This window comes from uncultured Duncaniella sp., assembly GCF_910578445.1.
Lineage (GTDB): Bacteria > Bacteroidota > Bacteroidia > Bacteroidales > Muribaculaceae > Duncaniella.
The window spans coordinates 40,047-60,344 of record NZ_CAJTQC010000019.1; the positions used below are offsets into that span (position 1 = coordinate 40,047).

A 20,298-nucleotide genomic window follows, 5' to 3' on the forward strand; every position below is an offset into this window, starting at 1 on the left:
TAAGGTAATTAGCCAATTACTCAATAAAATCAAGAAACTATAAGCATAGCGTCGCCGTAAACGCCGAATTTATATCCCTCTTTGACAGCTTTCTTATAAGCATCCATCACAAGATCATAGCCACCGAAAGCGGCCACCATCATGAGCATTGTCGAATAAGGCAGATGGAAATTAGACACAAGGGCGTCTGTCACTGAGAAATCATAAGGAGGGAAGATAAATTTGTTAGTCCAGCCTGAATATGTCTTCATATGATCGCCCATGCTCACAGAGCTTGCCACAGCGCGCAACACGGATGTACCGACCGCGCAAACGCGATGTCCACCATCCTTTGTCGCATTTACGAGATCGACAAGTTCCTCGCTTGCTTCCATCTCTTCCGAATCCATACGATGTTTTGTAAGATCCTCCACATCAATCTCGCGATAGTTGCCGAGGCCGCTGTGGATTGTGATGAAGCCCTGATTAACGCCCTTGATTTCAAGACGCTTCAGAAGTTCACGGGAAAAATGGAGTCCTGCACCGGGGACAATCACCGCACCTTCCTTGCGGGCGAATATGGTCTGGAATCTTTCAGCATCCTCCTCATCAGGCTCGCGGTTTATATAGTAAGGAAGCGGAGTTGTTCCTAACTTATAAAGCTCCTTCTTAAATTCTTCATGAGGGCCATCATAGAGAAAACGCAGAGTACGTCCGCGCGAGGTAGTGTTGTCGATAACCTCGGCTACCATTGACTCATCATCACCAAAATAGAGTTTGTTGCCGATACGGATTTTGCGGGCAGGCTCGACAAGGACATCCCACAACTTGTTTTCAGCACTCAACTCACGAAGCAGAAACACCTCGATGCGCGCACCTGTCTTTTCCTTGTTGCCATAGAGACGGGCAGGGAAAACCATTGTGTCATTATAGACAAAGAGGTCTCCATCATCGAAATAATCAATGATGTCTTTAAAGATTTTATGTTCGATTTCTCCTGTACGTCTGTTGACCACCATCATTCTTGATTGGTCGCGCTCAGGCGCGGGACGCTGGGCTATGAGTTCGTCTGGTAGACGGAATTTGAATTGAGAAAGCTTCATGCTAAAAATTATCTTATTTTCTTCTGAATTATCAAATATTTATGCCGTTAATCAACGGGACTGAAATCAGTCTGTGTCCGAACTGAGGAGTGCTTTCCCTGCCTCATCGTCATCCGGGAAAGTGAGCTCGACGGTGCGGATAAGTTCGACCGCCTGCTCGACTGTCAGACAGTCGTCAATCACAGCATCTCCCACTCGCGTACGACGCAGACCGATGAGATGTCCGCCGGAACCAAGAGCCTCGCCAAGATCGCGGGCTATCGCACGGATGTATGTACCCTTACTGCATACAATACGTAGAGTCAGTGTCATCTCGGCTGAGTTGAAATCCAACAGCTCTATTTCGTCGATAACCAGCACTTTGGGCTTAAGTTCCACATCATGGCCTTTCCGGGCCATGTTATACGCACGTTTCCCATCGACCTTGCATGCAGAAAATGCAGGAGGGACTTGCTCTATACGACCTGTGAAACGAGGAAGCACCTCCCGGATAAGGTCAAGTGTGATATGCTCCGTAGGATAGGTCGCATCAATCTCGGTTTCAAGATCAAACGACGGAGTAGTAGCACCAAGTCTGACAGTGGCCACATACTCCTTGACACCGGCCTGCAAAGACTCGATAAGCTTTGTCGCCCGGCCTGTCACAACCACCATCACACCTGTAGCGAGAGGGTCAAGAGTACCGGCATGGCCGACCTTGAACTTCTTACGGTGGAGACGATGAAGCAACACACCACGGAGACGTTTCACAACATCAAATGATGTCCATTCGAGAGGTTTATCTATATAAAGTATTTCACCTGTTACAAAATCCATGGCATATTCAGGATTTTACCATACGAGACAGAGGATACCTGCACAGAGGCAGTAGAGCGCAAACCAGATAAGCTTACCTTTTTTCACAATGTTGATCATCCATTTGCAGGCGATACAACCAACTATGAATGAAGCGAAAAATCCGATGACCAGAGGCCAAGTACCGACAGAAGCGCCAACGCCTTCTCCGGCAATAAGATCCTTGGCGCTCAGGAGAGCTTCACCAAGAATAGGGATTATAACCATGAAGAACGAGAATTGTGCAATTTTATCGCGCTTGTCGCCAAGAAGCAGACCTGTAGCAATCGTAGTGCCGGAACGGCTGAGACCGGGAAGAACGGCCACAGCCTGTGCGCAACCGATGATGAAAGCATCGGCCCATGTGATGTCGTGTCCCTTGATTCCTTCGACACGTTCACGCTGCGGATTTCTAAAGAAGTAGGCAAACGAAAGGAGAATCGCAGTAACAAAAAGGCAGCAGCCGACCACAGTCAGACCATCACCGAAAAATTGTTCTACAAAACTTTTAAAGAAGAGCCCGACAATAGCCACGGGGATACATGAAAGAAGAATCTTGCAGACATAGAAAAATTTATCGTCACGCGCAATGGTGAAGAATGACTTGCAGAGAGGCACAAATTCGTTCCATAACACCACTATAGTACTAAGCACAGTGGCTACGTGGAGCACAATGTCAAATTCAAGGGCATCCGAGCCTTCAAGCTTCAGGCCAAGAATTTCACGGAAAATCTCAAGATGTCCACTGCTGCTGATAGGCAGATATTCGGCAAGTCCCTGGACTATGCCTAAAATAAGAGCGTCAATACAATCCATTTCTGTATTATTATTTCAGATAAATTTTAGTCATTCTTTTCTTTACCCTTAGGGCTATACATGATTGCAAAACCCATGAAAATGAAACCGATAAATGCAATCGAGGGCCCGACAACGATACGTCGTGTCGAAAATATGTCAGGATTAAAGGCATCCCAGTCGGTAGCTCCGCCGGCCATCAGACAAAAGCCTGCCACAATGAGAATACCCGCTATGGCCATAAGAATAAAATTGGTTTTCAGTAACGGAAGACTGCTTTCGTTTTCTTTCAGCAGGCGCGATTCATCCTCGTCGCGCTTTGGAGCAGGGTTATAAGCCATATTAATATATTTGATTTATTTAAACATTTCATCGTATGATAACCGCAGATAACGGTTTGCCGCGAAAATTGCAGCGATAAAGCAGATAAGCATACCTGTCAACACCATCCCGACGAGAACAACCGCAACAATCTCCCAGCTAAGGAAGTCGCCCAGTTCAGGCTCGTAGGTCCGTCCATAGCAAACTGTCGCCACGAGAGCCAGCGACGCTATCACTCCTGCGACAAAACCGTTGACGATATTATCGGCCAGAAACGGCCGACGTATAAATGCGCCTGTAGCGCCAACAAGCTTCATAGTGTAAATGGTAAACCGCCGGGCATAAACCGTCAGACGGACAGTGTTGAATATCAGGATAAATGAAACCGTAAGCAATGCCACGGCTACAAACACCAACGCAAGCGAAAGGCTTCGCAACGAAGAATTCACACGGTCGACAAGAGCCGTGTGGACCTTAACCTCGCTAACCTGAGGCATGAGCATGAGCGGAGACGTCAGAAGTGCAATGCTGTCACTTGAAGCATATGCAGGATAGACCTTCACCTCAAGCTCTCCGACAAAAGGATTCACACCGGCAAGACGCACGATGTCTTCCTCCTCGCCTACCATTTTTTGCCAACGGTCAAGAACCGCATCAGGCGACGAGTAGACTGTGGCACGCACACCTCCCATTTTTTCTATTTTCGCCTTTACCGAACTGATATCAGAGGCTGTGACTTCTTCATTGAAGAGCACAACGAATCCCATATTTTCTTTTATCCCTTGTGTCACCTTGTGGGCAGCTATGCCCATGAAGGAAGCAAGGCCAAGTATGAAAAGCACCAGCGCGACAGACAGTGTCGCGGTTGCACGAGTGGTGAACAACGGAATTAAATGATGACGCCTTTTAGCCATGATAAATAATAAAGTGCAAAAATACAACCGACTGTGGCTGATGTCAAGAGATTTAACCAAATTTTAACAACAAAGTTCAAATTTAGGCCTCAATCCTTAGATTACAGACAGGGAACAGACTCATTTCACTGCATAAGAACGCCATTTTTCAATGAGCGCGGTCATGTCGGCCGGAATAGGCGCTGTGAAAAACATCTCTTCACCGGTGTCAGGATGGACAAAGCCAAGCGTACGCGCATGCAGAGCCTGACGAGGACATAAAGCGAAACAATTTCCCACGAATTTCTGATAGGAACCGCTGCGTTCTCCACGCAATATCACATCGCCGCCATAGCGTGCATCCGAAAACAACGGATGACCGATATGACGCATGTGCACACGTATCTGATGAGTGCGTCCTGTCTCAAGCACACATTTCACCAAGGCCACATGTATGAAATCCTCAAGCACCTCGTAGTGAGTGACCGCATGCTTTCCCGTAGGATCATCATCGGGCAGCACAGCCATCTGTAGCCTGTCTTTGGGATTTCGCCCGATATTTCCTTCTATACGGCCATTTTTCGGATCAGGCACTCCCCAGACAAGGGCGTTGTACTCACGTTTAGTTGTCTTGTTGAAAAACTGCCGGCCGAGATGGGTCTTCGCATCAGGAGTTTTGGCAACGACAAGCAGCCCGGAGGTATCCTTGTCAATACGATGGACAAGGCCAAGGCGAGGATCGCTCACGTCGTAGTCGGGATTGTCGCGGAAATGCCATGCGAGAGCGTTGACAAGCGTCCCCGAATAGTTTCCGTGACCCGGATGCACCACGAGTCCTGCCGGCTTGTTGACGACAAGAAGCGCGTCGTCTTCATACACTATGTCAAGCGGAATATCTTCAGGTATGATTTCAAGTTCATAACGCGGACGGTCCATCACAATCTGTATCGTGTCAAGCGGCTTGACACGATAATTCGACTTCACGGCTTTGCCGTTGACCAGAATGCATCCCGCATCCGCAGCCTGCTGAATGCGGTTGCGCGACGATTTCTCCATCCGGGTGACAAGATATTTGTCGACTCTCAGAAGCTGTTGACCTTTGTCGACCACAAAACGGAAGTGTTCATACATCTCCGTTTCTGCGCCGTCACCGACACTAACTTCCCCGGCATCAATCTCCGACTCCATGTCGAAATCCGTCATATCCTCAGCCGGGACATCCTTATCGAGCTCTTTCATTCCTTTTATTCGAAAAGATTGAGATGTTCAATGGAATCCGAAGATTCGGCGATGCTGTCATCATCAACGAACGTGTCGTTTACTCCCTGGCCGACTTCAAGTTCGACCGTGGCATTGACAGGGACTCGCGCTCCGGGTGAAAGACGGTGGCCCTTATAATAGACACCCAGCACGAGGTCCTTGAAGTCGCTTGGGATGCGCTTCTCGACAATATTCTTGATTTCCAATCCCTCGAGTATCGACTTGGCCTGACGCACCGATATGTCGGTAAGAGTCGGGACTGTCACCATCTTAGGCGAAAAAGCATTGATTGTGAGATAAATTTCACGGCCTTCTTTCACAACTGTCCCGACCTTAGGATTCTGGTCGATTACTGTTCCCGGACGGGTCGACTTATCGTAGACTGAATCGCTCAGAACCGCGACAAGCCCATCCTCGGAAAGCCGGCGGGAGGCATCGTCGTAAGTGAGCGACTTAACAGTCGGGACTATAATCGTGTCGTCGTGACGAGTCCACACATCAAGCCACATCATGGCAAGCCATCCAATGACAACAGCCACCAGAAACATCAGCCCAATGTGGAGGAGAATTCTTTTCATACACCTATGAATTATACATATTTAATATCAGAAGGCTATTTTCCCAATGCGATGGCAAAAACCTCATCTATAGTCGAAACATAATGGAAAGTCAATCCCGAAATATAAACCGGCTTTATATCCTCAATGTTCTTACGGTTGTCAGCGCAGAGTATTATATCAGTAATGCCGGCCCGTTTGGCAGCCAGAATCTTCTCCTTTATACCGCCGACAGGCAACACCTTGCCACGAAGAGTTATTTCGCCAGTCATTGCAAGACGCGATTTGACAGGGCGTCCGGTAATGGCCGACAGTATTGACGTACACATTGTAATACCGGCCGACGGACCGTCTTTCGGAATAGCACCTTCCGGGACATGGATATGAAGCTGACGGTTCTCGAAGCTCTCGGGGTCAATGCCATAACGCTCAGCACGGGCTTTCACCACCTGAGTGGCGATTACGGCAGATTCCTTCATCACATCACCGAGATTTCCGGTGATTGTCAGTTTCTCTCCCTTACCCTGTGTGATGGACGATTCGATGAAAAGTATCTCGCCACCGACAGCGGTCCATGCCAGACCGGTCGCCACTCCGGGAGTGTCGGAAAGCTCATAGCGCTCGGGGGTATAAGTCTCGACACCGAGGTATGCTCTTAAATCATCGGGCTCGACATGGAGCTTATATGACTCACCGCGCATCTTTCCAAGAACGATTTTGCGGATCACTTTGGCAAGTTCCTTTTCGAGCAGGCGGACACCGCTTTCACTCGTATAGCTTTCTATTATTTTCGTCAGTGCTTCAGTCGAGAATGTGATTTCGTCTTTACCAAATCCGTTTTCTTCAGCCAGACGCGGCACGAGATGCTTACGCGCTATCTCTATTTTCTCTTCCGGGAGATAGCCGGAGATGTCTATAATCTCCATTCGGTCAAGCAACGGACGTGGAATTGTCGAAAGAGTATTGGCGGTAGCGATGAAAAGCACGTGCGAGAGGTCATAGTCGACATCCACGTAGTTATCATGGAAATGACTGTTCTGCTCAGGGTCAAGCACTTCGAGAAGAGCCGACGAGGGATCTCCTTTGAAATCGCTGCCTGTCTTGTCGATTTCATCGAGCAAGAGGACCGGATTAGATGTCCCTGCGCGCTTGATGGCATCAATGATACGTCCCGGCATCGCGCCTATATACGTACGGCGATGACCGCGGATTTCAGCTTCGTCATGCAGACCGCCGAGCGACACTCGCTGATACTTGCGACCGAGCGACTTCGCAATCGACTGACCAAGCGAAGTCTTGCCTACACCGGGCGCACCGACAAGGCAGATAATTGGCGAACGGCCTTCCGGTGTATTCATCATCACCGCAAGCTGTTCGAGAATGCGCTCCTTTACCTTCTCAAGGCCATAATGATCCTCGTCGAGAATCCTTTCGGCAGCCTGAAAATCTGTATCGAGTTCAGAATATTTTCCCCACGGAAGGTCTGTCAGCAATTGCAGATAGGTATATTGAACCGAATAGTCGGGGCTCTGCGGGTTAAGTCTGCGCAGTTTTTCGAGTTCCTTATCGAATGTACGCTTCACAGCCTCCGGCAAATCAAGCTTCTTGACTTTTTCTTCAAGAACCCTGCAATCGTCATCATCGCCGTAGAGCTCTTCGCGGAGCACCTCAAACTGGTGTTGAAGGAATGCATTGCGCTGCTGCTCGTCGATGTTGCGACGTGCCTTGCGATGGACATCCGCACGGATTTCAGCCATTTCCTCGCTATGGGCAAGATGAGACAGGAGCAGCTGTGCGCGGTCTTTCATGCGATTCTTGCGCAGGAGCTCGATTTTCACCTCAGGTGTGAACGGAGAATGTGTCGATATAATATTTATAAGCAACTGCGGCCCCGGGATATTCTCTATGTTGAATGCAAGATCTGTCATCTTCTCGTTGCCGGCATGAAGAATATTGAGTGTTGTCTGCCGTATATCGTCTACGAGTGCGATGAACTCCTTGTCGCTTTGACGCGAGGTGCTCTCCCGGACAGACTTTACCTGAGCTGCAAGCGCACCCGGGATATGTCGTCCTTCAGCCTTCCCGGTAATCTTGATTTTTTCACGCGCCGAAAGAATCGCAGTATGCGTCCCGTCGGGCAGATCGAAAGTCTTCAGGACATCGGCCACGACGCCATATTCGTAAAGGTCCTCCAATGCCGGATGTTCAGTCGAAGCATCCCGCTGACAGAATATTCCGACAGGGATATGATTTTCAGCTGCTGCGGCAGCTGTCATTACCGACACTTCACGTGCAAGTGTTATCGGGAAAGTGACACCCGGAAACAACACGAGGTCACGCATGGCAATTATGGGGAGGTCGTTGAAATCGGGTGTCGGACGCTCTGCCGGCACACCTATGTCAATCTGTCCGACCGACACTATTTTTGTGCTGTCTTCTTTCATCTCTGAGTTATTGTGCATCTGTTGTGTTCATGTTGGCCAAACGGAGTAGCCATGAGCTTCCATAAAAACGCTCACAGGCGAAAATACATACGCCTCATCGGATAACGGATAAAAAACACCGCCTGCAACAAGCCGTTTGGCAAAACGCGACCCCAAAGTTAATTATTTTTCCTCAATTAATCTCAATCACCACTCTCCTATTTTAATTATAGGTGTCACCATTCATCAAAACGCACTATTTACATGCAATGAACATTCTTTGCATACAATATTTAACTTACTTTAACTTAATAACATTTTGATTCAATCCAACCTAAAATGGCTTACAATCTGTCTGCCATATCCACAGCATCTTTAACAAATTTTCAGCCTTTCGGCAACAAAACATATCCATGTTATAAAGATGTGTTTTATAGCAACCTTACAGGATTAGGATTTTTAAAAATTAAAATATAACTTTGCATCAACATCACGGAGCGCAATGCTCAAAAACATTTTAAGTAAAACAATTCGCGCCGTGATGTTAACAAAGCTCTCAACCAAAATCAAGAGACATTTGCATTATTAGACATTTATAAATCCACTGACGTTAAGTACTATGTGTAAGCAGCGAAGGATGACCGTGAGGCCACCCTTCGTTTTTTATATACCATATAGGCTACATGCTGTAAAAAAGGCTTTGACCCCTTACTCAGGCCGCCCATATCGGTCTATAAGCCAGATTATAATATCGGACTCAGGAGACGGCAGAGTGATTCCTGAAATTTTCTTTTGCGGTCGCGTCGATTCCATTCAGCAAGCTTAAGCCTGACACATTCCTTGGAATCCTCTTCGAAATTTTTGGTAAGTATGCGATTGGTCTCAGGCGAATACATGACCAGATTTTCCTCAAAATTATGCTCAAGGCTGCGAAAATCAAAATTAGTAGACCCGAGTGTCGAAAAATCGTCATCCACAATCAGAACCTTTGCATGCAGCATTCCGGCATCATAAAGATAGACCTTTACTCCGGCAAGCAGACATTCCTCCACATAACTGTGGGACGCATATGTGAGCACACGAGAGTCTGACCACATAGGCATCATCACCCTGACATCAACACCGGCAAGCGCCGCGCTTTCGAGCGCTTTCAGCAGTCCTTCGCTTGGCAGGAAGTATGGGGTCTGAAGCCAGACGCGCCGACGCGCCGATGAAATAGCTTTATAAAAAAGCAATGTCATATTTCCCCAACGGTCATTCGGGCCGGATGCAAGCACCTGCATAGTGACATTACTCACGCCCTCGTGCAACACATCAGTGACAGCCCCGATTGGATCGCAGAGAAGCTCGTGGCCCATGAACTTCCAGTCAACGGCAAAATGATACTGCAAAGCGGCGACACACGGTCCGGTGATACGAGCAGCCGTGTCGCGCCATTTCCCCAAAGTTCCGCCCGACACATACCTCTCAGCCACATTCATTCCGCCTATATATCCGATCTTGCCGTCAATGACCACGACTTTGCGGTGATTGCGCCAGTTAAGACGATTGACATGCGTCGGAAACGAAAGACGGAAAAACGAGTGCACTTCCACTCCATTCTCTTTCATACGCTGAAAAAAGTCACGACGGCGGGCATCAAACGACCCGATGTAGTCATAAATCACCCTGACCTTGACACCGGCACGCGCTCGCTCGATTAGAATGTCACGCAACCGTCGTCCGAGTGGGTCGCAAGCAATGATGTAAAATTGCAGATTGATATATTCCCGCGCATTTCGCAAATCGTCGAAAAGCTCTTCGAAATGACGCTCACCGTTGCTGAAAATCATGACATCGTTTCCGGTATAAAGGTTTGCGCCCCCTATGCTGTAGGCAAGTCTGATGCGCTGACGGTTTTCGACTGAAAGCTGCTTGTCGAGTTTCGGCAAGGGCTGCGTACCCTCATGCTTAAGAAGCTTCCGGCGGTTACGGCGCGAAATCATACGCACGTTGCGTATGCTGCGACCGAATACAAAATACAGGATTACACCTCCTACCGGGAATAGCAGCAGAGCCATCACCCACCCCAATGTCTTCAACGGATTGCGGTTTTCACTTATGACAACCACTATCACACAAAGAATCATCACGACATAGCCAATCCCCAACCCCCACCAAAGGTTGGTCCAGCTAAGACTTATAAATTCACTTATAAAGACATCGTGCATAATCTTTCATGTGGGCTCCGGAAAACAACCCGGAAGCTTATTTTCATGTTGATTGTCCGCAAAGTTAACTCATTCCCCTAACTTTATCAACACAACTTTGACAAAAATCAAGAAATTATTTCTAATTTCGTACTCTATTCTCTTCATCGACCTATATAACCTTAGAAATATATAGGACTGAATCTGAACTTCAATTTTTATCAATCTCTAAAACCAGCAACAATGCATTCAGGTTTTCTCCGCATAGCCGCCACCGCACCGACCGTACGCGTCGCTGATGTCGATTTCAATCTCTCGCAAATCAAATCAAAACTTGCCGAACTCGATAAAGCTGGCGTAGAAGTTGCCGTATTCCCTGAAATGTGCCTGACGGCATATACGTGCGCCGACCTCTTTCACAATTCAACGCTCCTCAATGCCGCAAGCCGTGCGCTTCTTGAACTTCGCGATTATTCCCACACTCTCAATCTACATTTCGCCGTCGGCCTGCCTGTAAGCCATGCCGGAGCGCTCTACAACTGCGCTGCTTTTATCCGCAACGGACGTGTCGACCTCGTAGCGAAAACATACATTCCAAACTATAACGAGTTTTATGAACGCAGATGGTGGAGGCCTCTTCCGTCAGGAAAAACCGTGACTGTCAGCATTCTTGGCGAACAGTTCGAAATGTCGGCAGGACGCATATTCAATTCCCATGGCGCTAAAGTCGGCATAGAAATCTGTGAGGACCTCTGGGTTCCTATTCCTCCTTCCTCACGCCTCGCAATGGCAGGAGCGCAGGTGATACTCAATCTGTCGGCTTCCGATGACCTCATTGGCAAATATGCCTACCTCCGGTCACTGTTACGTCAGCAGTCGGCTCGCTGCCTGTGCGCATACGTATATGCCGGCGCGGGATGGGGCGAATCGTCAACCGACCTGACATTTGACGGCAAAGCAATCATCGCAGAAAACGGCACTATATTAAAGGCCAACGAGCGCTGGAATCCTTCTGACAACACTTCGATTGCCGACGCAGACATTGAGGCCATCAACCGCGACCGTCTCCACATGACCACATTTGCCGACTGTGCAGAAGCCGAATGCAACGGTATCGAAATAGAACCCATAGTCAGGAATGCCGACACAACCGACCTTTCCGCCGATACACAAACACTATTAAGATATATAGACCCACATCCGTTTGTCCCGGCAAGCGACGAAGCACGACGCGAGCGTTGCGAGGAAATCATCAACATTCAGGTCGCAGCACTTGCCAAACGCCTCGACGCCATTCACTGCACCACTCTTACAGTCGGCATTTCAGGAGGTCTGGATTCTACGCTTGCACTCCTCATCGCCGTACGCACATTCGACCGCCTGAAACTTGACCGCAAAGGGATCATCGGTGTGACAATGCCGGGTTTTGGCACGACAGACCGCACACACACTAATGCCGTCGAACTGATGGAAGGTCTCGGCGTTTCTTCACGCGAAATCTCAATCGCTCCGGCCGTCACACAACATTTCAAAGACATCGACCATGATCCTTCCATACATGACGTGACCTATGAAAACTCACAGGCCCGTCAGCGCACACTACTTCTGATGGACATTGCCAACCAGACCGGAGGCATCGTCCTCGGCACAGGCGACCTCTCGGAACTCGCCTTAGGATGGGCTACGTATAACGGTGACCATATGTCAATGTATGGCGTAAACGCCGGCGTTCCCAAAACTCTTGTCAAATACCTTGTCGGATATTTCGCCAATGAAGTCCCGGAAATGTCGACAGTGCGCAAATGCCTCCTCGACGTAATCGACACCCCAATCAGCCCCGAGCTAATCCCGGCCGACAGCAACGGAAACATCAAACAGAAGACCGAAGACCTCGTCGGTCCTTACGAGCTCCACGACTTCCTCCTGTATTATACACTCCGCTTCGGATTCACTCCCGAACGAATCTATCTTCTTGCACGCCATGCATTCTCGAAAGAGCAATATCCCGACGAGGTAATCCGCCATTGGCTCTCTACATTCTTCCGCCGGTTCTTCAGCCAGCAGTTCAAGCGTTCATGCCTCCCTGACGGACCTAAAGTCGGCTCCGTGTGCCTCTCTCCCCGTGGCGACTGGCGAATGCCATCCGACGCATCCTCCACACTATGGAAATAACATCTTAACTTTCTAAAAAATCATGAAAAAACTTGGTCTGCTACCACGAATACTAATAGCCATCGTTCTCGGCATAGCCATCGGATACATATCGCCGATGTGGTTTGCTCAGATAATGGCCACCTTCAATTCAATCTTCTCCCAGTTTCTCGGATTCATGATTCCGATGATAATAATAGGGTTCGTAGCACCGGCTATCGCCGACATCGGCGGACGAGCAGGCAAACTGCTTGTCGTCACAGCCGCCATAGCCTATGCCGCGACATTTTTTGCCGGAATACTCTCCTATTTCACCGGCTCACTGTCATTCCCGTCTCTCATCGGCGGTGAACAAGGGATGGCTCTACTCGGCGATACGCCGAAAATATCGCCATTTTTCAATATCGAAATGCCACCTCTTATGACAGTCATGACGGCGCTTGTCTTTGCTTTTATGTTCGGGCTTGGCATGGCATTTGTCAAAGAGACTGCCCTTCGCAGAGGCTTCGACGAATTCCGTGATATTGTCTCAAAGACAATCGACACCGCCATCCTTCCACTTCTGCCTATCTACATCTTCGGCATCTTCTTAAACATGACCCTTGAAGGACAGGTGGGGATGATATTGAAATGCTTCATAAAAATAATAGTCATCATCTTTATCCTCCATGTCTTCATTCTGGTGCTACAATATTGCATCGCAGCATTATTTGCGCGCAAAAATCCATTCACAATGTTGCGCACCATGCTTCCGGCTTATTTTACGGCACTTGGGACACAGTCATCGGCCGCCACAATTCCGGTGACACTACGCCAGTCCATAAAAATGGGTGTAAGCGAAGACATAGCAGGATTCGTAATTCCGCTATGCGCCACTATCCACATGAGCGGCAGTACGCTCAAAATAGTCGCATGCGCGCTTGCGCTGATGATCATGCACGACCAGCCACACGATTTAGGTCTCTTCTGTCATTTCATCGGCATGCTTGGCATAACCATCATAGCCGCGCCCGGCATCCCCGGCGGAGCTATAATGGCTTCAATCGGGCTACTGCAATCAATCCTTGGTTTCGACCAGCAGATGGTGGCACTGATGATAGCTCTCTACATCGCGATGGACAGCTTCGGGACAGCGTGCAATGTCACCGGCGACGGAGCTATAGCCGCAATAATCGACCGGATCTTCACGCCAAACAAACCAATTGCCACAAAATAGGCCGTGATAACAGACTCTGATTATCAATATATTATAAAAAATCTAAAATTTATTGTAACTAATCCGTGATTTCTCCGTCTTATATATAGAAACGTTAACTATCCGGGCCCTCATTAAGAACTTTAAAATTAACGAAAACTACACTATAATGATGAAAAAATCACTTATCACCCTTCTGTTTCTCGTATTGGGATTAGGGGTATTCTCAGCATCCGCTGAAACAAAAATCGTCAACATACGCCAACCATTCTCCGAACTTGAAGCAAGTGCAGGAGTAAAGATTATCTACCAGCCGGGAAATCGCAACAACCCCACGGTCAAGATTTCAGGAGATTCAAAACGAATCGCGAATATTGATGTACGCATAAGTGGAAAGACCCTTAAAATATCGCCTAAACGAGACCGCTTTGGCAATCGTAACGGCAGCCAAATCAAAGGTGTAATCGTTACGGTAAGCGCACCGATGGTCAACGAAATTGATGTTTCGGCAGCCGCATCTGTCAGATGCGATGTCCCGATTTCAATTTCATCACGTAAAATGGAATTCGAAGCATCATCAGGCGCTTCAATTTCGTTTACATCAATAGATTGCAGCCGTGTTGAACTCGATGCGACATCAGGTGGAGCAATCAGCATCAAAAAATTAAAGGCCAACAAGGCAGAACTCGAAGTATCATCCGGCGGATCCATAAGTGTCAACAATGTCTCCACAGCTTCGATTGATTGCGAGGCATCATCAGGTGGATCCATCAAAGTCGCCGGCATCTCTACGAAAGGCTCTTTTTCCGCATCAAGCGGCGGTTCTATAAAAGCCTCAGGGCTTACCGTCCGCAATTCGAAAGTCGACAAGTCAATCGGAGGCTCAATACGCGTCAACTCACAAAATTAAAATCGATCACGCCATTAGTCAGATAAAAAGCGGAACATATGGAATGCCATTCCGGCCATCCATATGTTCCGCTAACTTTTTATAAAATTTTGACAGCCAATGGAGCGCCGACGACGAGTGGCATCATTGATTCCATGACCATTATGTCATTCTACGACACTGTTTTTCTGTCTCACTCGTGGTAATCAGTTTCGAGGAAATCGATAGTGCCTTTGTAATCAGCATTTACTATTACCTTTCCATTGGTCATGGCAGCTATCTGCGCGCTTCTGTTGCGTCGGCTATAATCTCTCATCTTCAAAAATGATATTCTTTTAGTCTTGAAGAGTTTATCAGGATTGATAAGAGTCGGCTTGAATGGCTCACTGCATTTTTGCAGACCTGTGATTTCAAATCCATATTCACCACCGTCTGTCTGAGCCTTCATGATAAGCCCTGGAAGACCGCATAATTGCCACGGACCATCCTGAACAGGAATCTCCGGAGCAAACCAAGCCGTCCATCTTCGACCGTGATAATCCGCCGTCGCAAGATGACATTCATAGTCAAGGATCGTCGTTGTCGAATCGCACAATTCCCATGAAAGATCATTCATATCAACCTCATACTGATATATGTCACCATTGCTATCCCAGACTGTTATCAGGTTAGTTGAGAAATTTTTCCTGCATTTATATCTGCTATCTGCCATTAACCCTTTTTCTCTCATCAATTTAAAGGGATCTTCACCGGTGTCACGGGCTTGCCTGAAAGCATCTCCCATAACCTTGTCTCTGATTGCACATCCCGCTGGATCATTGTTAAGAGAGTCAACATAATAGGTCTGAGGATCATAATAATATGATAAGCCATCTCCTATTTGCAGAATGTATTTATATTCACGCTTACGGGGGTTATCATGTTTTTTATTATCATAACTTTTCCATGCGACATACTGGGCTTTCAGTTTAGCCATATCCCTTTCCTCTGCCAAAATCGAAGAAAATGACAGAAGTAAAACCAATGTATAGATATATTTTTTCATAAGCAGTGGATATAATTAGGTTCTTTCTTTTTCATGGTGAAAACAGTTACTTTAGTCAAAAATATAAACATTAGACTTTGTATAGTCTACACGATTAAGTATCTGCACATCATTATAGTTCTGCAATTGCAAATTTAGGTAAAATTTACAATATTACAAGTAATAACATGTTAATTTCCCTTAATAACTATGTAATATTAGACATTTGCATATCTCAACTTAGAGGCATCAATTTCAAAGCGCGTCACCAGTCGCTATCCACAGGAAGCAATGATACGGCCACCACCATACGTTTGACGACAATCATTAGTCTGATTGCATTATTAATTAAATTTTCAAACTGACTCTGTATATCACCCGCAGTTCCGCCGCAACCCCCAGCTACAGATTCCGAGGCTAAGGCCGCCTATTGAGTCCACACGTTTTCAAAAAGTGACTCCAAAGTATAAATCCATATACGACACGACTCTCTTTTTTACAGCATTTATCACGCCAGTCTGCGTCCTATTATAATTGTCTGGAATCATGATTGAGTCAATCAGACAATAAAATTTAACGCACATAATTTTATTCGATATCTCGGAATCAAGTCGACTCGGCTAAGACATCATTCTACGAACTGAGATATATACATAATATATATATCCCTTAATTTTTCACCTGACGTTCTACAGCCTACCCTTAAAGTAGCCGATCGCATCACGCTGTATTTTTGAATTCATCAAGAAATTTCCGCCCAAATACAAACCGGCAAATATAACTGCCTGCAACAGACATATAATTAATGGTTGCAAATCGAGATTTCCTATAAACGCACACGGAATCGAGATGAGCACAGTCTGAAAAAAATAAGGGACAATGTCAAGCATATATGCCCATAGCGAACGTTTTGTAAGCCGAATGACATAGTAAAGCGTCACACCCCACGTAATAGCCGAAGCCACAAACTGTCCACAAAGCAGATATTTCAAACCTTCAACCGGCGATTCCGGCGACTCCAGACCGATGTAAGGAAAAACTATTACTATAGCGACAATCGCTGCCAAGTCCCTGACAATTTCAGTCACGACAAGCAATTTTGCTTTCCCAAGCCCCAATATGTAATTGCGGTAAAGCAACATCAGCACCGTAAAAACGCCCTGACCTAAAAGAATCTGGAAAAGTATTATCGACGGATCCCATTTAGTGGCAAACAATGTGTGGAAAATAGGGCGCGCCATCAATATCAACAAGCCCATTGCCGGAAATAGAAGATAGGCCGTAAAACGATGTGTCTTCGCACACATGCGCACATAACGCTCCGAATCATCCTGCACCTTTGACAGCAATGGCAGAAATGACGCTGTCAAGACTTGAGAAAGGGACATGACGCCCATCTTACTCCACTTGTCGGCCTGACCATAGTAACCCAACGGCACAAGTCCGGCTCTCAGACCAATGATAAAACCTGATATATTCTGGAACGCCGTGTTGAGAAACGACGAAAACATGACACCGCTACCAACGGCAAAACAGCTACGAAGAGATTCTGACGAAAAAGCCCATAGCGGCCTCCACCCTCCGGTTGTCCACAAAATCAAGGATTTCACAGCTCCGATGGCAATTGTCTGCCATACCATCGCCCATGCCCCCCAACCGGTGACTGCAAGACCGATGCCGACCACAGAGCCGGCAATCAGTCCGATTGAATTGCTGACGGCCACCATCCTGACCTCCATCTTTTTCATAAGTATGTTGGTCTGGACAATCGCACTGGCATTTAGAATGAATGAAAGGAACATCACCCTTGCCAATGGAATCAGCCGTTGGTCACCGCCAAACAATTGCGCAATCCAAGGCGAAGCAAAGAACAGCACTATATACAAAGCTATAGCCACGCCGAGATTAAACCATAAGACAGTCGAGTAGTCAAGACGTGTCGGCTCTTTGCGCTGAATCAAAGCTGAGGAAAATCCACTGTCGATAAACAACGAGGCGAATGCCTGAAATACAAGAATCGCCGTCACGAGGCCAAAATCCTCCTGTGAAAGCACCCTCGCAAGCACTATGCCGGTGATGGCATAAAGTACTTGCGACGACACACGGTCAATCACATTCCACTTTATAGTGCGTGCGACAGTGACCTTCAGGCTCTCATCTTCATTTTGGATTTCCGCCATCCTTAATCAGGATTTCTTGTTAATGATGAAGCACCTTTTCTACTGACCGATGGGGAATGTCTTTATTCCCACCGAACGGTTCTTTATCTCAGGATTACCCTTATAATATACTTTCGTGCTGCCCGCGCCCATAACTGAAAGCGACTTTATGGCCCAGAGGCCTATGGATCCTGTACCACCGGCCTTGACAGAGGCGGTCTGAGCCTCAAGGCCGTCAGCCTGAATGACACCTGTTCCCATGAAATTAAAATTCGCATGCTCACATTTGCCATTCACCACCAATGTTCCATTGCCGGTCGATATGGCCGCATTCATTTCAGTCACAGTGACATCATTGACAACAAGACGTCCGTTGCCAATCAGTTTTGCAGAGAATTTCGGTCCTTGTGCAATGTTCACCACCTTCACCAGCGAATCGCCTGAGTTCTCGACCTTAGTCAGATATGTAGAATAAACATGAACGGTGGGCAGATTGCTTGTTCCGACGTTCTCAGTCGATACCTGCATCGAAAGTTTCCCCTTTTTATTGTTGAATATGAATGCAGAAGCCTGTGATGCCGGGCAGGTAAAGACAGCCTTGCCGGCGGAATCAGGATTGCACGAGTAAACCACATTAATGCCGTCGACAACTTTAAGTTCATGGAACTCATTGACATTAAGCTCATATTTTACAAGATTTGCACTCTGCATGCTGCCCACGAATCCGAGCAGAAGTAAAAAGGAAACAAATGCTTTCATTTTCTTATTTCGGTTTTGATTAATTTATATTCTTCAGTTCTAAGGCAATTTACCGACCTCAAGCCTCCGGCTGATTTTTCAGGACAATTTCTTCTACCCGATCGAGAATTGCGAGCAAATCCTCAAGATTAGAAGCCCTGAGCATTTCAATGCGCAAAGGACGGAAATTAAATATCCCTTTAAACAAAGGAGAGGCCGCGAGATGACGACGTATATGAAGAATTCCCCTATACTCGTCAATCCTGTCCACGCTTTCATGAATCTGACGGCGAAGGAGATTGAATTTTTCATTAATCCCGACAGATTCTCCAGACGTGCCGTCGATACACCGCCGTATGTCGCTGAATATCCAAGGTGCGCCAATTGAAGCACGTCCGACCATGACTCCGTCCACACCATAACGGGTAAAAGCATCGCGGGCAAGCTCGGGCGTGGTGATGTCTCCGTTTCCGATAACAGGAATAGTAAGACGCGGATTCTCTTTGACACGCGCTATCATTTCCCAGTCGGCAGATCCGTTATACATCTGAGAGCGTGTGCGGCCATGAACCGTAAGCGCCTTGATACCACAATCCTGAAGCTGCTCTGCAAGCGTCACTATAATCTTGGATTCATGGTCCCATCCAAGCCGGGTCTTCACCGTCACCGGGAGATTGACCGCATCGACCACCGCACGTGTTATCTCAAGCATCTTGGGAATGTCGCGCAACATGCCTGCGCCTGCTCCCTTACCGGCTACCTTTTTCACCGGGCAACCAAAATTTATATCTATAATATCCGGCGACGCGGCCTCAACAATTTTTGCAGCATCGACCATCGGCCCGACCTCACGTCCATAAATCTGTATGGCCGTAGGCCGTTCGTTTGGATCAATGGCAAGCTTACGGGTAGTGGATGGAATGTCGCGCACAAGCGCGTCGGCACTGACAAATTCAGTGTAGACCATCGAAGCCCCCTGCTCTTTGCAAATGAGCCGGAATGAGCGGTCGGTCACATCCTCCATAGGGGCGAGCATCACAGGTCGCTCCCCTAAATCTATATCTGCTATCTTCATTGGTCATTAACTGGCTAAGACAAAGCGCACGGACAATCTATCTCGAATAGGACATTACATAAATATGTCATCATAAATAGCCGACGTGTCTGTTTACAAGAGCAAAATTAGCAAATTTTTCTCTATTATTCCTATCTAACAATCTTCAAATGGCTATCTATTGGTCAAAACCGCCAATATCCACGGAAAATGGTATAAAAAAAGAAGCTGGTCACTCTCAATCAGAGCAATCAGCTTAATTTTTTCTTGTCTAAGAAAGTTGCGACTATGCAGAGCCGAAATTATTCAGCAACAGCAGCAGAGTCAGCAGGAGCAGCTACGCTGTCAGCAGCAACTGAATCAACAGCAACTTCTTCTACAACAGCAACTTCTTCTACAACAGCAGCAGTATCAGCAGCAGCGGCAGCCTTGTCAGAAGAACCGCAAGAGAAAAGTGATGCGCTGAATACAACAGCGAGTAATAAAACTAACTTTTTCATTTTTTCTTTTTGATTAAATTATAAAACAATTTTAAGCTTCAAAAACAGCGCAAAGGTAAGACAATTTATCGACTTGGCAAACTTTTTTTAGAGTTTTTTCCGCCAAGTCATGATTTTTAGCAAAAAAGTCCAAAATTTTGTCATCTGACAAACCCGAATTTAACATTTGCGTCATTAAGACCAATATTGTCCTAAACGTTTTGGGCAAAAATAAAAATAGGAAGTAGTTACTAA

At 47.0% G+C, this 20,298-nt stretch carries 18 protein-coding genes; 3 read left to right on the forward strand and 15 right to left on the reverse strand.

From position 1 onward, the window contains the following. Positions 1-29 precede the first annotated feature (29 nt). The 9 genes from queA to cls form a co-directional block, all read right to left on the reverse strand. The gene (gene queA / locus QZ311_RS08630; protein WP_297066743.1) at positions 30-1,082 is read right to left on the reverse strand and encodes a tRNA preQ1(34) S-adenosylmethionine ribosyltransferase-isomerase QueA; all 1,053 of its coding nucleotides are present in this window, start codon (positions 1,080-1,082) and stop codon (positions 30-32) included. 66 nt (positions 1,083-1,148) lie between these two features. After that, the gene (gene truB, locus QZ311_RS08635) at positions 1,149-1,898 is read right to left on the reverse strand and encodes a tRNA pseudouridine(55) synthase TruB (protein WP_297066745.1); all 750 of its coding nucleotides are present in this window, start codon (positions 1,896-1,898) and stop codon (positions 1,149-1,151) included. A gap of 15 nt (positions 1,899-1,913) precedes the next feature. Next, the gene (locus QZ311_RS08640) at positions 1,914-2,732 is read right to left on the reverse strand and encodes an undecaprenyl-diphosphate phosphatase (RefSeq protein WP_297066747.1); all 819 of its coding nucleotides are present in this window, start codon (positions 2,730-2,732) and stop codon (positions 1,914-1,916) included. 26 nt (positions 2,733-2,758) lie between these two features. Beyond that, the gene (locus QZ311_RS08645; protein WP_297066749.1) at positions 2,759-3,052 is read right to left on the reverse strand and encodes a DUF3098 domain-containing protein; all 294 of its coding nucleotides are present in this window, start codon (positions 3,050-3,052) and stop codon (positions 2,759-2,761) included. A gap of 15 nt (positions 3,053-3,067) precedes the next feature. Continuing rightward, positions 3,068-3,946 (reverse strand): permease-like cell division protein FtsX, encoded by an 879-nt coding sequence (locus QZ311_RS08650; RefSeq protein ID WP_297066751.1) that lies wholly within the window; start codon positions 3,944-3,946, stop codon positions 3,068-3,070. 120 nt (positions 3,947-4,066) lie between these two features. After that, positions 4,067-5,113 carry an RluA family pseudouridine synthase gene (locus QZ311_RS08655; RefSeq protein ID WP_297066777.1) on the reverse strand — a complete coding sequence of 349 codons (1,047 nt, stop codon included), beginning with the start codon at positions 5,111-5,113 and terminating at the stop codon, positions 4,067-4,069. A gap of 56 nt (positions 5,114-5,169) precedes the next feature. Beyond that, a complete protein-coding gene (locus tag QZ311_RS08660; RefSeq protein ID WP_297066753.1) occupies positions 5,170-5,763 on the reverse strand; it encodes a PASTA domain-containing protein in 594 nt (197 codons plus the stop codon). A 35-nt stretch (positions 5,764-5,798) separates the two neighbouring features. Further along, positions 5,799-8,204 carry an endopeptidase La gene (gene lon / locus QZ311_RS08665; protein ID WP_297066755.1) on the reverse strand — a complete coding sequence of 802 codons (2,406 nt, stop codon included), beginning with the start codon at positions 8,202-8,204 and terminating at the stop codon, positions 5,799-5,801. A 704-nt stretch (positions 8,205-8,908) separates the two neighbouring features. Continuing rightward, a complete protein-coding gene (cls, locus tag QZ311_RS08670) occupies positions 8,909-10,375 on the reverse strand; it encodes a cardiolipin synthase (RefSeq protein ID WP_297066757.1) in 1,467 nt (488 codons plus the stop codon). Positions 10,376-10,597: 222 nt separating this feature from the next. On the opposite strand from cls, the gene QZ311_RS08675 reads away from it, so the two are divergent. From QZ311_RS08675 to QZ311_RS08685, 3 genes are all read left to right on the forward strand, one after another. Then, positions 10,598-12,526, forward strand: a complete 1,929-nt coding sequence (locus tag QZ311_RS08675; protein ID WP_297066759.1) for an NAD(+) synthase — start codon at positions 10,598-10,600, stop codon at positions 12,524-12,526. A 22-nt stretch (positions 12,527-12,548) separates the two neighbouring features. Next, positions 12,549-13,721 (forward strand): dicarboxylate/amino acid:cation symporter, encoded by a 1,173-nt coding sequence (locus QZ311_RS08680; protein WP_297066760.1) that lies wholly within the window; start codon positions 12,549-12,551, stop codon positions 13,719-13,721. Between the two features lie 148 nt (positions 13,722-13,869). Next, positions 13,870-14,610 (forward strand): DUF2807 domain-containing protein, encoded by a 741-nt coding sequence (locus QZ311_RS08685; RefSeq protein ID WP_297066762.1) that lies wholly within the window; start codon positions 13,870-13,872, stop codon positions 14,608-14,610. 172 nt (positions 14,611-14,782) lie between these two features. Here QZ311_RS08685 and QZ311_RS08690 read toward each other — a convergent pair whose 3' ends face one another. The 6 genes from QZ311_RS08690 to QZ311_RS08715 all read right to left on the reverse strand — a co-directional run. Next, positions 14,783-15,634, reverse strand: coding sequence for a GLPGLI family protein (locus QZ311_RS08690; protein ID WP_297066764.1), 852 nt, complete (start codon positions 15,632-15,634; stop codon positions 14,783-14,785). A gap of 668 nt (positions 15,635-16,302) precedes the next feature. After that, on the reverse strand, positions 16,303-17,793 hold the full coding sequence (locus QZ311_RS08695) for a lipopolysaccharide biosynthesis protein (RefSeq protein WP_297066766.1): 1,491 nt from the start codon (positions 17,791-17,793) through the stop codon (positions 16,303-16,305). Positions 17,794-17,832: 39 nt separating this feature from the next. Next, the gene (locus QZ311_RS08700) at positions 17,833-18,531 is read right to left on the reverse strand and encodes a DUF2807 domain-containing protein (RefSeq protein ID WP_297066768.1); all 699 of its coding nucleotides are present in this window, start codon (positions 18,529-18,531) and stop codon (positions 17,833-17,835) included. Positions 18,532-18,589: 58 nt separating this feature from the next. Further along, positions 18,590-19,585: a tRNA dihydrouridine synthase DusB gene (gene dusB, locus QZ311_RS08705; RefSeq protein WP_297066770.1), complete on the reverse strand. Its 996-nt coding sequence runs from the start codon at positions 19,583-19,585 to the stop codon at positions 18,590-18,592. Between the two features lie 281 nt (positions 19,586-19,866). Then, the gene (locus tag QZ311_RS08710) at positions 19,867-20,064 is read right to left on the reverse strand and encodes a hypothetical protein (RefSeq protein ID WP_297066772.1); all 198 of its coding nucleotides are present in this window, start codon (positions 20,062-20,064) and stop codon (positions 19,867-19,869) included. 31 nt (positions 20,065-20,095) lie between these two features. Then, positions 20,096-20,298: hypothetical protein (locus QZ311_RS08715; RefSeq protein ID WP_297066774.1), on the reverse strand; the 203-nt coding region annotated here is incomplete at its 5' end.

Bases quoted from the DNA above. Each gene is read 5' to 3' on its own strand.
- queA (WP_297066743.1), bottom strand. From the start codon at position 1,082: ATGAAGCTTTCTCAATTCAAATTCCGTCTACCAGACGAACTCATAGCC.
- truB (WP_297066745.1), bottom strand. From the start codon at position 1,898: ATGGATTTTGTAACAGGTGAAATACTTTATATAGATAAACCTCTCGAA.
- QZ311_RS08640 (WP_297066747.1), bottom strand. From the start codon at position 2,732: ATGGATTGTATTGACGCTCTTATTTTAGGCATAGTCCAGGGACTTGCC.
- QZ311_RS08645 (WP_297066749.1), bottom strand. From the start codon at position 3,052: ATGGCTTATAACCCTGCTCCAAAGCGCGACGAGGATGAATCGCGCCTG.
- QZ311_RS08650 (WP_297066751.1), bottom strand. From the start codon at position 3,946: ATGGCTAAAAGGCGTCATCATTTAATTCCGTTGTTCACCACTCGTGCA.
- QZ311_RS08655 (WP_297066777.1), bottom strand. From the start codon at position 5,113: ATGGAGTCGGAGATTGATGCCGGGGAAGTTAGTGTCGGTGACGGCGCA.
- QZ311_RS08660 (WP_297066753.1), bottom strand. From the start codon at position 5,763: ATGAAAAGAATTCTCCTCCACATTGGGCTGATGTTTCTGGTGGCTGTT.
- lon (WP_297066755.1), bottom strand. From the start codon at position 8,204: ATGCACAATAACTCAGAGATGAAAGAAGACAGCACAAAAATAGTGTCG.
- cls (WP_297066757.1), bottom strand. From the start codon at position 10,375: ATGCACGATGTCTTTATAAGTGAATTTATAAGTCTTAGCTGGACCAAC.
- QZ311_RS08675 (WP_297066759.1), top strand. From the start codon at position 10,598: ATGCATTCAGGTTTTCTCCGCATAGCCGCCACCGCACCGACCGTACGC.
- QZ311_RS08680 (WP_297066760.1), top strand. From the start codon at position 12,549: ATGAAAAAACTTGGTCTGCTACCACGAATACTAATAGCCATCGTTCTC.
- QZ311_RS08685 (WP_297066762.1), top strand. From the start codon at position 13,870: ATGATGAAAAAATCACTTATCACCCTTCTGTTTCTCGTATTGGGATTA.
- QZ311_RS08690 (WP_297066764.1), bottom strand. From the start codon at position 15,634: ATGAAAAAATATATCTATACATTGGTTTTACTTCTGTCATTTTCTTCG.
- QZ311_RS08695 (WP_297066766.1), bottom strand. From the start codon at position 17,793: ATGGCGGAAATCCAAAATGAAGATGAGAGCCTGAAGGTCACTGTCGCA.
- QZ311_RS08700 (WP_297066768.1), bottom strand. From the start codon at position 18,531: ATGAAAGCATTTGTTTCCTTTTTACTTCTGCTCGGATTCGTGGGCAGC.
- dusB (WP_297066770.1), bottom strand. From the start codon at position 19,585: ATGAAGATAGCAGATATAGATTTAGGGGAGCGACCTGTGATGCTCGCC.
- QZ311_RS08710 (WP_297066772.1), bottom strand. From the start codon at position 20,064: ATGAAAAAGTTAGTTTTATTACTCGCTGTTGTATTCAGCGCATCACTT.